The organism is Pseudomonas lalkuanensis (genome assembly GCF_008807375.1).
Lineage (GTDB): Bacteria > Pseudomonadota > Gammaproteobacteria > Pseudomonadales > Pseudomonadaceae > Metapseudomonas > Metapseudomonas lalkuanensis.
This window is the reverse complement of record NZ_CP043311.1, coordinates 5,353,982-5,365,742: the sequence shown is the minus strand read 5'-3', so window position 1 is coordinate 5,365,742 and position 11,761 is coordinate 5,353,982. Positions and strand designations below refer to the sequence as shown.

Sequence of the window (11,761 nt, the reverse complement as noted above, 5' to 3'; positions counted from 1 at the left end):
ATGGCGCTGATCCTGTTCGCCGTCCTGCTGGGCCTGGCTGCCGTGTTGCTGGTGTCCGGCCTCGTGGGCGAGCGCCAGCGCCGCGTGCGGGTGCATCAGCGGCTGCTGGGGCAGGAGCTGGCCGGGCACCTGGCGGACGATCGCTGGCAGGGCCTGGTGCGCCGCCTCGGCGGCAGTCGCCTGGCGCAGCGCTACCTGAGCCTGGACGGCGAAACCCAGCGGCTGCTCAACCGCATCGGCTGGCGTCGTTCCAGCCGGCGCACCCTGTTCCTCGCCTGCCAGATCGGCGCGCCGCTGGCGATGGTCGGCCTGGCATTGCTCGGGCAGTCGCTGCTCGAGGAACCGCCTTCACCCTCCTGGCTGGTGCCCTTCCTGGCCGCCGGTTGCGGATTGCTGCTGCCCAAGCGGGTGCTGGCGATTGTCGCATTGCGCCGCCAGCACGCCCTGCAGCAGGAACTGTCGGTGTTCATTCCCATGGTGCGCATCCTCTTCGAGGCCGGCCTCACCGTGGAACAGGCGCTGCGGGTGCTCAGCCAGGACGGTCGCGGCCTGATGCCGGTGCTGACCGCCGAGCTGCAAGGTCTGTTACAGCACGTGGATTCCGGCCTGGAACTGGGCGAGGAACTGGGCAAGCTGGCGCGGTTGCTGGAGGTGGATGAGCTGACCGACAGCTTTACCATTCTCGAACAGCTGGTGCGCCAGGGCGGTGGTGCCATGGCGTCACTGCTGGCGCTGAAGAAACTCCTGGACGACCGTCGCCTCACGCGGATGCAGGAGTACATCTCCAAGCTCTCCGCGAAGATGGCGGTGGTGATGATGTCGCTGCTGTTCCCGGCCCTGCTGATCGTGCTGGCGGGGCCGGGGCTGGTGGCGATCAGCCGGGCCATGGGCGGAATGGGAGGGATGCGATGAGAAGGATGCTGATGCTGTTCGCGCTGGGCCTGCTGGGCGGCTGCACCAACGCGCCGGTCCAGGTCGGCTGGCTGGCGCAGGGGGGGTGCGGCCAACCGACGGCGGAGCAGGAACTGGCGCTGAACCTGGCCAAGGACATGGCTGCCGATGGTCGCGCCCATGCGGCCCTGGCCCATCTCCAGGCATTGCCCTCCAGCCTGCCGGAAGTGCGCCTGCGCCAGGCCCGCATCTATCGCAGCCTGGGCCGCAACGAGGCCGCGCCGCTGTATCGGAGTCTGCTGGGCACCTGCCTTGCCGCCGAGGGGCACCACGGCCTGGGCCAGCTCGCGGCGGCCGACGGCAACCAGCGCGAAGCCCTGGAGCAGTTGCGCGAAGCCCTGCGCCTGTCCCCTACCGACGCCAAGGTGCGCAACGACCTCGGGTTGGTGCTGCTGCGGGAAGGGCGGCTGGATGACGCCCGCTTCGAGTTCCTCACCGCCCTTGAACTGGACCAGGACAGCGCCTTGCCGGCGCAGAACCTGCTGTCGCTGCTGTTCTATCAGGAGCAGTACCAGCAGGCCGCCGACCTCGTGTCGCGGCTGCGCCTGCCCGCCGACCTGGTGCGCCAGGCCGAGGAACGGGCGCGGGACATGAAACGCCAGGGGCTGACCGCACCGCTGGCGGCACGGCAACCGAGGGAGGACGCACCGCTGCTGGCACAGGTGCACAAGGCCGAGCCCGACACGGGCGGGGAGGTGGGACGATGAAAGCCTGGATCGCCATCCTGTTGCTGGGTGCCTGCGCGGGGCCGCAGGCGGCTGAAGACGCCCGCCACGCGCGGCACGAGCGCCACCGCCTGACGGAGCAGTGGCTGAGCATCCAGCGCGAAGGCAGCCAGGCTTCGCGCCATGCGCAGACCGCCACCGCAGCCGAGCGCGAACTGGCCAGCCAGCGCTGGCTGGAGAGCTACAAGTTCGCCATTCCCGAGCGCTACTACGGCAACAGCATGTCCGTGGACGGCGGGTCGTCGTCGAGCGAGTGAGTCCCGACATGCACAGCCTGCGACGACAGCGTGGCGCCATCGGCCTGATGGCGACCATGGTGCTGCTGATGGCCCTGATGATGCTGGCGCTGACGGTGGATGCCGGACGTCTCTACTACGAGAAGCGCAAGCTGCAGCGGGTGGCCGACATGGCGGCCATGGAGAGCGCGTCCCGCTCCGGGCTCTGCGGCACCACCAACGCTGCCGAGGTGGTGACGATGGCCAACGTGGCGGCGGCACGGCATGGCTACGGCACCAGCCTTTCGGCCGGCAAGAACAGCGTCGGCCTCGGTTATGTGTCGCTGGACGGCGCGGAGGAACGGCGGGTGTTCACGCCGTCCGCGATGCGCGCCGAAGCGGTGCGGGTACTGGCCAACCAGGAGGTGCCCGCCAGCCTGGTGCTGGGCGGGCTCTGGGGCGAGCGGGTGAATCTCCAGGCCGTGGCCGTGGCGCAGCGCCCGGCGTTGGCGGCCTTCTCCCTCGGCAGTGGGCTGGCTTCCCTGGACCCCCAGCAATCGGCCGTGCTCGATGCGCTGCTGGGCAAGATGCTCGGCACCACGCTGACCCTCGACGCGGCTTCCTACGACGGCCTGGCCAATACCCGGCTGAACCTGCTGGAACTCAACCGCTATCTGCCTCCGGCCGCGCAGGTGGACCTTTCCGCCGGTGAGGTGGACCGTCTGCTGGACACCACGCTGACCCTCGACCAGGTGCTGGACGCCACGGTCGGCGCCGCCAATTCGCGCGAAACCCTTGCGGTGGGCGTGCGCAACGGCTTGAACAGCCTCACCAACGTCAGCCTTGGCGCCACCCAGGTGAAGCTGGCGGACATCCTCGATGTGGTCACCCCCGCCGGCGGCGGCGAGCAGGCGCTGCGCACCGACCTCAGCGCCCTCGACCTGGTGACCGCCCTGGCATTCCTCGCCAACAAGGCCCATGCGGTGGACGTGGGCTTGGGGATCAATCTCGTCGGCCTGGCCAACGTCGGCCTCAAGCTCTACGTGGTCGAACCGCCGAAGATCGCCATAGGCGAGCCGGGCAGGGATGCCAATGGCAACTGGAAGACGGAGGTCAGTACGGCGCAGGTGCGCCTGGAGGCCAGTTCCAATCTGGACGTCATAGGTGTGGTGACGGTCAACCTGGGGCTGGCGTTGAATGTGGCGGAAGGCTGGGCGGCCCTGGACCGGGTCGACTGCGGAAGCATCCTGCCGGGCCAGAGGAGCGTCGGAATCAAGGCTCAGCCAGGTATCGCGTCATTGGGCCTGGGGACATTCCAGTCGCTTGGCGGCCCTCAAACCACGCTCAATCCAGTGTCGGTGACATTGGCGCCGAACTGGGTCGGGGTATCGGTGAACATCAGTTCGCAGACCCAGGTCGCCAACTCCGCGGCGCAGGATCTGCAATTCGATCTGGCCAGCAGCAGCCAGCTCCCGCAGACGAGGCGGGCGGGCAGTGCTGCGGGCGACGCGCTTGGCAATGGACTGAGCGATCTGGTCGGGAATCTCACCGTCAGCGTCTCGGGCGTGGAGAGCAACTGCGTCGGGCTGAAGTTCCTGAACTGCGTCATCTCGGGAGTCACCACCCTGCTGGACCCGCTGACGAGCGCAATTCTGGGAACCGCCGTCAAGGAGGCGCTTGAGTTGGCTATCCCCACCTTGGGCAAGACCCTGCTCGAGCCGGTGCTCAGGCTTCTGGGCGTCGAACTGGGCTATGCCGACGTGCGCCTGATCGACCTGGATACCTCGGCCCCGCAATTGCTGCTCTGAGCCGGGTAAGGCAGAACTGCGTTCTGCCTGGCGAATGAATTCGCCCCTACAGCCCACCATCGGAGGCCAGCGTTGGCTAAAGCCCACCCTACCGGGGCGTCAAGGTTCGCAGGATGGGGGAGCGCAGCGATACCCATCACGCGGTGTCCCTCAATGCGCCACCTGATGCGAGCGCCGGCTGGGTGGGGCCATGGCCAGGGCCAGTTGGGTGCGGTTGTGCATGTGGGTCAGTCGCAGGATCTGCGACACGTAGAGCTTCACGGTGTTTTCCGTCAGGCCCAGTTCGCAGGCGGTCTGGTAGTTGGTCATGCCCTTGCCCACCAGCCGGGCCACTTCCAGCTGCCTGGGCGAGAGCTTGTCGAACGGCGGCTGCACGCCCATCTCCATGCCCTCCATCGCCGGTGGCGTGTGGTCGATGGGGCCGCGGCGGCGCTTGTTGATGTCGTGGTACAGCTCGTCGATGGACTCGGCGAGGGTGCGCAGCTTGTTGTTCAGCTGGGCCAGTTCCAGGTTGTCCCGGCGGCGCTGATTCAGGCGCTCTTCGAGGCGGCGTACGGCGCGCAGCACCTGCTCCGGGTCGATGGGCTTCTGGTAGTAGTCGGCGACCCCGGCGCGCATGGCTTCGATCACATCGCGGGGCTCGGCCTGGCCGGTGAAAATGATGGCCTCGAAGGCATGGCCCGGCGTGCTGATGGTTTCCAGCTCCTGGACCAGGGCAATGCCATCCAGCTCCGGCATGTGCAGGTCGCAGAGGACGATGCCGATGCTGGCGTCTTCACGAAACCGCTGGATGGCCTCGCGGCCGGACGTAACGCCGATACAGTTGTAGCCACAGCTTTCGAGAAACTCCTGGAGTTCGACGACGATGGCTTCGTCGTCGTCCACGACAAGCAGGGTGCAAGGTTGCGAATCCATATCCAGCCTTCCAAAAAATGCGGTCCTGGCCATTTGCTGTCGCGACCCCCCACCCCGGCAAGCGGGAGTTGGTACGGCGGTGCACTGCTAACGAAAGATATAGCACTTTCATATCAGTGCCAGTCAGTTCGTCAGAATTAGCGATGCCAACGAACCGACGAACAGAAAGGGGGCGAAGGGATAGCGCCGGGCGCGCTCCGGCGCCAGCTGTACCAGGGCGTTGCGCAAGCCCGCTGGCAGCACGGGCCAGAGCGGGCGCGACAGCCCGGCCCAGGCCAGGTAGGCCAGCCCCGCGCCGGCCAGGCAGTAGAGGACGAACAGGCTGTGGCTGCACAAGGCGATGCCGAGCAGCAGCTTCACGTCCGCCGCGCCCAGCTTGCCCAGCCACCAGCCGGGCAGGGTCAGCAGCAGGGCGAGACCGGCAGCATTGAAGGCCTCGGCCGGCGATGCGCCCAGCAGGGTCCGTTCGTTCAGCAGCAGATAGAGCAGGGCGACCGTGGCACCACCCAGGGTGAGCCAGTTGGAAATGCGCCGCTGCCGGAGATCCTGCAGGGCGCAGAGGGCGGTCCAGAACAGCAGGGGGAGGGCCGACATGAAATATCCGGTGCGTCCGTGAAGTCCTTCTATGCTGCTATCTGTGTAGCCGAATCTTCGGAAGGCGGTCGAGCATTCCTGCCGCAGTGCGGTCACCAGTCGGGAAGGTCTCCATGAGAAAAGGGGTATCACCGCGCTTCGCCCGGCAGCAGAAGGGTGCCGCTGCCATCGAGTTCTCCCTGGTCTTCATCATCTTCTTCGCCATCTTCTACGGCGTGGTCAGTTACTGCCTGCCCTTGCTGATGCTGCAGTCCTTCAACCAGGCATCGGCCGAAGCGGTGCGCCGCGCCGTGGCGGTGAACCCCGAGGCCGAAAATTTCCTCGCCCTGGCCACGGCAGAAGCCAATACCGCGATCAACCAGCAGCTCTCCTGGTTGCCCTCCAGCGTACGCACCCACCTGCCGGCACCGGCCGTCAGCCTCACGGGTGGTGTGCTGACCGTGCGCGTCGCCTACCCCTATGAAACTCATCCGGTCGTGCCCTTCCTGGTGCTGCCGGGCATCGGTCGGGTGCCGCAGCTGCCCGCTGTTCTCGCGGCCCAGGCCAGCCTGAAGGTGCAGAACCCGTGAGGTTCGGCATGGCTGGTGCGACGGAGTCGTTGGAGTCGTCCAGCCAGGCGCTGCTCCAGGCCGCGCGGACGACGACCTCCAGCCTGCTGCTGGCGCTGGACCCCCAGGGCCGCGTGCTGGGAATTGCCGGCGCCCTGGGCGTGCGCCTGGGGCGCTCGGCCAATGGCCAGGCGTTGCCGCTGGCCGACTTCGTCACTGCCAATTCCGCCGCGCTGCTGTCAGGGACGCCGGAGCAGTGGGCGCGGGATTGCCTCGACCTGGACTTCATCGGCAACGACGGCCGCGCCTTGCACACCCGTGGCTGGCTCACTGCCACCCGCGATGGCTGGCTGTTCCAGGCGATGGATATCGGCGACCTGATCCGTCACCAGGAAGCCGGCGACCAGCGCCGCCAGGCACTGCTCCACGCCGGGCAGGCGGCGGAACGGATCCGCCTGGCCAGTGCCTCGCTGCTGCCCCAGGTCACCACCGAATTGCTGGAAGCCCTCGCCCTGCGCTGGCGGGTGCCCTGCATGGCCCTGGCGCTCTACATGCCGGGCGGGCAGGGCTGGCAGGTCTACGCGCAGTACCGTGGGCACGGTGCGCCCGGTTACTGGCAGGAGGGCCAGCGCCTCGGCCAGGAACTGGCCGACCTGCATGGCCGGGCACCGCAGCGCTGGAGCTGGTCGCAGCTCTCGCAACACCCTCGCCTGTTCGCCCTGCTGGGGGATGGCCCGGCTTTCCTGGTGCCCTATGTGGAGATTTCCGGCATCACCGCCTGGCTGTTCTGCGCCCCCTTCGAACCCGATACCGATTCGGCCCTGGGCGATGCCGAGTGGCAGCAGGTTTGCGCCCAGCTCGCCGGCCCCCTGTTGGCGCGTCTGCGGGATCAGAGCCAGCGCCATGAAGGCGGCCGCCTGGAAGCCTTGCAGGGAATGCTGGGAGCCGGCTGGTGGGAATACTTGCCGGCGACGAAAGCAGTGCTTCTGGCGCCGGCCCTGGCCCATGCCTGGCAGGCCGACGAGCAGGGGCGGCTGCCACTGGAAAACTGGCTGCAGCAGGTGCACCCCGCCGACCGGGATGAGTTCCGCGCCCGCTTGCGCTCCGCCGAGCTCAACGGCCAGGGCTTCACCCAATGCCTGCGCCTGTACCTCTCCGGCGCGCAGGAGGCGGCGATCTGGCACCGGGTCCAGACCCAGGTGCAAGGCACCGCGACCCCGCCACGGGTGTTCGGCTTCCTGCTCGACATCAGTGACATCAAGGCCCAGGAAGCCAGCGCGGCAGCCGCTCACGCCCGCCTGCGCAACCTGATCGCCAGCGCCCCGGCGGTGATCTACGTACTGCGCTACGAAGACGGCGCCCTGCTGCCGGAATTCTGCAGCGAAAGCCTCGGCCCCATGCTCGGCTGGACCCTGGCGGAGCTGCAGCAGGGCGGCCTGGCCGAACGCGTCCATCCCGAGGATCACGACATCTTCTTCGCCCGCAGCCGCAGCCTGTTGCGCGACGGCCAGGTCAGCTGCCGCTATCGCCTGCGAGACCGCCAGGGCGGCTACCACTGGCTGCTGGACGAGGTACGCCTGCTGCGCAATGAACTGGGCCAGCCCCAGGAAGCGGTGGGCATCTGGCTGGACGTGACCGAAGCCACCCTGGCCGCCGAGCGGGTGCGGGAAAGCGAGGAGCGCTACCGCATCCTGGTGGAAGACTCCCCGGCGATGATCTGCCGCTACACCCCCGATCTCGTCCTGCGTTTCGCCAACCGGCCGCTGGCCGACTACCTGGAGTGCCGGCCCGAGGAACTGGCCGGCGCCAACCTCGGCGCCTGGCTCTCCGACGAGCAGCGCCAGACCTTCCAGGAACGCCTGATCGGCCTGACCCCGGAGCAGCCGGTGAGCACCGCGGAAATCTGCCTGCAACTGCCTGGCCGCGAACACGCCTGGTGGATCTGGGCCGACCGCGGCGTGTTCGACGAGCACGGCCGGTTGCTGGAAGTGCAGGCCGTGGGGCGCGACAACACCGAAGTGCGCAAGGCCCAGCAGCAGCTCTACCAGGGCGCCAAGATGGCCACCCTGGGCGAGATGGCCACCGGGCTCGCCCACGAAATGAACCAGCCGCTGAACGTGATGCGCATGGCCGTGGCCAACGTGCTCAAGCGCCTGGCCAACGACGAGGTGCAGGTGGACTACCTGCGCGACAAGCTGCTGCGTATCGAGGCACAGGTGCAGCGGGCGGCACGCATCGTCGATCACATGCGGGTGTTCGGCCGCCGCTCGGACGTGGAGCAGCAACTGTTCGATCCGCGCGAGGCAGTGGAGGGTGCCCTGTCGCTGCTGTCCGAAGGCTTGCGTGGCAAGGGGGTGGACGTGCGCCTCGCACTGGGCGCGGAGCGCTTTGCCGTGCGCGGATTCGCCGACCAGTTGGAGCAGGTGCTGATCAACCTGATGGTCAACGCCCGCGACGCCATGCTTGGCAAGAAGGAGAAGGAGCCGGATTTCGCCCCGTCCATTCTCGTCGGCCTGGAGAAGCGCAGCGCCTGGGCGGAGTTGCGGGTGGAGGACAATGGCGGCGGTATCGATCCGCGCCTGCTGGAGAAAATCTTCGAACCCTTCTTCACCACCAAACCGGTGGGCAAGGGCACGGGCCTCGGCCTGTCGGTCAGCTACGGCATCGTGCAGCAGATGGGGGGGCGCCTCAGTGCCGAGAACGGCGTCGAGGGCGCCTGCTTCCGCATCGCCCTGCCGCTGTTCGCGGATTCGCCGAGTCAAGTGCCGGGCGAGGAGCCCGCAGCGGTCCCGACCGGGCTCGCCGGCCAGCACGGCTAGCGGCCCGCGTCAGGGCACCCGTCTGGCATTACCCCTGAACCTGACTACCCTTACAGTGGATATGCCCGGCGATAATCCGGGCACCGCCTGCTGATGAGGGAGAACACGATGGACATGAACCGTCGACAGTTCTTCAAGGTCTGCGCCGTGGGCCTTGGAGGATCCAGCCTGGCGGCTCTGGGGGTGGCGCCCCCGGAAGCCTTCGCCGACCAGGTACGCCACTTCAAACTGGCGCGCACCAACGAGACGCGCAATACCTGCCCGTACTGCTCGGTCGGCTGCGGCCTGATCATGTACAGCCAGGGCGACGCGGCGAAGAACGTCGCGCAGAACATCATCCACATCGAAGGCGACGCCGATCACCCGGTGAACCGCGGCACCCTGTGCCCGAAGGGCGCCGGCCTGCTCGACTTCGTCCACAGCCCCAATCGCCTGAAATACCCCGAGGTGCGCGAGCCGGGTTCCAATGAGTGGAAACGCATCGAGTGGGATGAAGCCCTCGACCGCATCGCCAAGCTGATGAAAGCCGACCGCGACGCCAACTTCATCGAGAAGAACGCCCAGGGCCAGACGGTGAACCGCTGGCTGACCACGGGCTTCCTCGCGGCGTCCGCATCAAGCAACGAAGCCGGCTACATCACCCACAAGGTGGTGCGTTCCCTTGGCATGCTGGGATTCGATAACCAGGCCCGTGTCTGACACGCCCCGACGGTAGCAGGTCTTGCTCCGACGTTTGGCCGTGGCGCCATGACCAACCACTGGGTCGACATCAAGAATGCCGATCTGGTGCTGATAATGGGCGGCAATGCCGCCGAAGCCCACCCCTGCGGCTTCAAGTGGGTCACTGAAGCCAAGGCGCACAACAAGGCCCGGCTGATCGTGGTCGATCCGCGTTTCACCCGTTCGGCCTCGGTGGCCGACTACTACGCGCCGATCCGCGCCGGCACCGACATCGCCTTCCTTGGCGGCCTGATCAACTACCTGATCAGCCACGACAAGATCCAGCACGAGTACGTGCGCAACTACACCGACGCGCCCTTCATCGTGAGCGAAGGCTTCACCTTCCAGGACGGACTGTTCAGCGGCTACGACGAGACCAAGCGCGCCTACCCCGACAAGTCCACCTGGAGCTACGCCAAGGGCGAGGACGGTTACGTTCGCGCCGACATGACCCTGCAGGACCCGCGCTGTGTATTCCAGCTGATGAAGCAGCACTACAGCCGCTACGCCCCGGAACTGGTCAGCAGCATCTGCGGTACGCCGAAGGAACTGCTGGAGCAGGTCTGGGGGCTGATCGCGGACACCTCCGCGCCCGGCAAGACCATGACCATCATGTATGCCCTCGGCTGGACCCAGCACTCGGTGGGCTCGCAGATGATCCGTACCGGTGCCATGGCGCAACTGCTGCTGGGCAATATCGGCATGCCCGGTGGCGGCATGAATGCCCTGCGCGGCCACTCCAACATCCAGGGCCTGACCGACCTCGGCCTGCTCTCCAGCTCCCTGCCGGGCTACCTTACGCTGCCGGCTGACGCCGAGCAGGACTACGTGGCCTACATCGACAAGCGCGCCAGCAAGCCCATTCGGCCGGGGCAGATGTCCTACTGGCAGAACTACGGGAAGTTCCACGTCAGCCTGATGAAGGCCTGGTTCGGCAAGTCGGCCACCGCCGAGAACAACTGGTGCTACGACTGGCTGCCGAAACTCGACGTACCGGCCTATGACGTGTTGCGCTACTTCGACCTGATGTACGAAGGCAAGGTGAACGGCTACTTCTGCCAGGGCTTCAACCCCATTGCCGCCTTCCCCAACAAGGCCAAGGTCAGCGCCGGCCTGGCCAAGCTCAAGTACCTGGTGATCATGGACCCGCTGGCCACCGACACTTCGGAGTTCTGGCGCAACGCCGGCGAGTTCAACGACGTCGACACCGCCAGCATCCAGACCACCGTGTTCCGCCTGCCCGTCACCTGCTTCGCCGAGGAGGACGGCTCGCTGGTCAACAGTGGGCGCGTGCTGCAATGGCACTGGAAAGGCGCCGAGCCGCCCGGCCAGGCGCGCACCGACATCGCCATCATGGGCGGGCTGTACCATCGCCTGCGCGCGGCCTACGCGAAGGACGGCGGTGCGTTCCCCGACCCGATCCTGGGGCTGGACTGGAGCTACCTGCGTCCCGACGAACCCGGCCCGGACGAACTGGCCCGCGAGTTCAACGGCAAGGCCCTGGCCGACCTCACCGACCCGGCCACGGGCGCCGTGCTGGTGAAGGCCGGCGAGCAGATACCCGGTTTCGGCGTGTTGCGGGATGACGGCAGTACGGCCAGTGGCTGCTGGATCTTCGCCGGCAGCTGGACCGCCGCCGGCAACCAGATGGCGCGCCGCGACAACGCCGACCCTTACGCCATGGGGCAGACCCTTGGCTGGGCCTGGGCCTGGCCGGCCAACCGGCGCATCCTCTATAACCGTGCCTCCGCCGATCCCTCGGGCAAACCCTGGGATGCGCAGAAGAAACGCCTGGTGTGGTGGAACGGCAAGGCCTGGACCGGCACCGACGTGCCCGACTACAAGGCCGACGTCGCGCCGGAAGTGGGCATGAGCCCCTTCATCATGAACCCCGAGGGCGTCGCGCGTTTCTTCGCCGTGGACAAGATGAGCGAAGGGCCCTTCCCCGAGCACTACGAACCCTTCGAGAACCCCGTTGGGCGCAACCTGCTGCATCCGGAGAACCCCAAGGTCACCAGCAGTCCGGCGGCGCGGGTGTTCAAGGGCGACCTGCAGATGTTCGGCAAGGCCGAACAGTTCCCCCATGTGGCCACGACCTACCGCCTCACCGAGCACTTCCACTACTGGACCAAGCACTGCCGGCTGGCCGCGATCACCCAGCCCGAGCAGTTCGTCGAGATCGGCGAAACCCTGGCCAAGGAACTGGGCATCGCTGCCGGCGAACGGGTCAAGGTCTCCTCCAACCGCGGTTTCATCAAGGCCGTGGCGGTGGTGACCAAGCGCCTGTTACCGCTGACCGTGGACGGCAAGACCGTGCACCAGGTCGGTATTCCGCTGCACTGGGGTTTCTCCGGCGTGGCGCGCAACGGCTACCTGATCAATACGCTTACTCCCTTCGTCGGCGACGGCAATACGCAGACACCGGAGTTCAAGTCGTTCCTGGTCAAGGTGGAAAAGGCATGAGGA

Annotated in this window: 9 protein-coding genes; 7 read left to right on the top strand and 2 right to left on the bottom strand. The window is 67.1% G+C overall.

The annotated features are described in order from the left end of the window. From FXN65_RS24815 to FXN65_RS24800, 4 genes are read left to right on the top strand one after another with little or no spacing between them, the layout of a single operon-like run. Positions 1–912 (top strand): type II secretion system F family protein, encoded by a 912-nt coding sequence (locus FXN65_RS24815; protein ID WP_151137401.1) that lies wholly within the window; start codon positions 1–3, stop codon positions 910–912. Next, the gene (locus FXN65_RS24810; protein ID WP_151137399.1) at positions 909–1,658 is read left to right on the top strand and encodes a tetratricopeptide repeat protein; all 750 of its coding nucleotides are present in this window, start codon (positions 909–911) and stop codon (positions 1,656–1,658) included. Before FXN65_RS24815 ends, FXN65_RS24810 begins: the two co-directional genes overlap by 4 nt. After that, positions 1,655–1,933 carry a DUF3613 domain-containing protein gene (locus FXN65_RS24805; RefSeq protein ID WP_151137397.1) on the top strand — a complete coding sequence of 93 codons (279 nt, stop codon included), beginning with the start codon at positions 1,655–1,657 and terminating at the stop codon, positions 1,931–1,933. Before FXN65_RS24810 ends, FXN65_RS24805 begins: the two co-directional genes overlap by 4 nt. Positions 1,934–1,941: 8 nt before the next feature. Next, positions 1,942–3,699: a TadG family pilus assembly protein gene (locus tag FXN65_RS24800; protein ID WP_151137395.1), complete on the top strand. Its 1,758-nt coding sequence runs from the start codon at positions 1,942–1,944 to the stop codon at positions 3,697–3,699. Between the two features lie 150 nt (positions 3,700–3,849). Here the strand turns inward: FXN65_RS24800 and FXN65_RS24795 are convergent, their stop codons facing one another. Together FXN65_RS24795 and FXN65_RS24790 are read right to left on the bottom strand one after the other, a co-directional pair. After that, the gene (locus FXN65_RS24795; RefSeq protein WP_151137393.1) at positions 3,850–4,614 is read right to left on the bottom strand and encodes a response regulator transcription factor; all 765 of its coding nucleotides are present in this window, start codon (positions 4,612–4,614) and stop codon (positions 3,850–3,852) included. Between the two features lie 123 nt (positions 4,615–4,737). Next, positions 4,738–5,208, bottom strand: coding sequence for a prepilin peptidase (locus tag FXN65_RS24790; protein ID WP_151137390.1), 471 nt, complete (start codon positions 5,206–5,208; stop codon positions 4,738–4,740). A 113-nt stretch (positions 5,209–5,321) separates the two neighbouring features. Between FXN65_RS24790 and FXN65_RS24785 the strand changes: the two genes are divergently transcribed. The 3 genes from FXN65_RS24785 to fdnG all read left to right on the top strand — a co-directional run bounded on the left by FXN65_RS24785 (position 5,322) and on the right by fdnG (position 11,758). Further along, entirely contained in the window at positions 5,322–5,777 is a 456-nt protein-coding gene (locus FXN65_RS24785; protein ID WP_151137388.1) for a TadE/TadG family type IV pilus assembly protein, read from the top strand. Between the two features lie 8 nt (positions 5,778–5,785). Next, positions 5,786–8,575, top strand: coding sequence for a PAS domain-containing sensor histidine kinase (locus FXN65_RS24780; protein WP_226282783.1), 2,790 nt, complete (start codon positions 5,786–5,788; stop codon positions 8,573–8,575). 108 nt (positions 8,576–8,683) lie between these two features. Next, positions 8,684–11,758, top strand: coding sequence for a formate dehydrogenase-N subunit alpha (gene fdnG / locus FXN65_RS24775; protein ID WP_151137386.1), 3,075 nt, complete (start codon positions 8,684–8,686; stop codon positions 11,756–11,758). Positions 11,759–11,761: the final 3 nt, after the last annotated feature.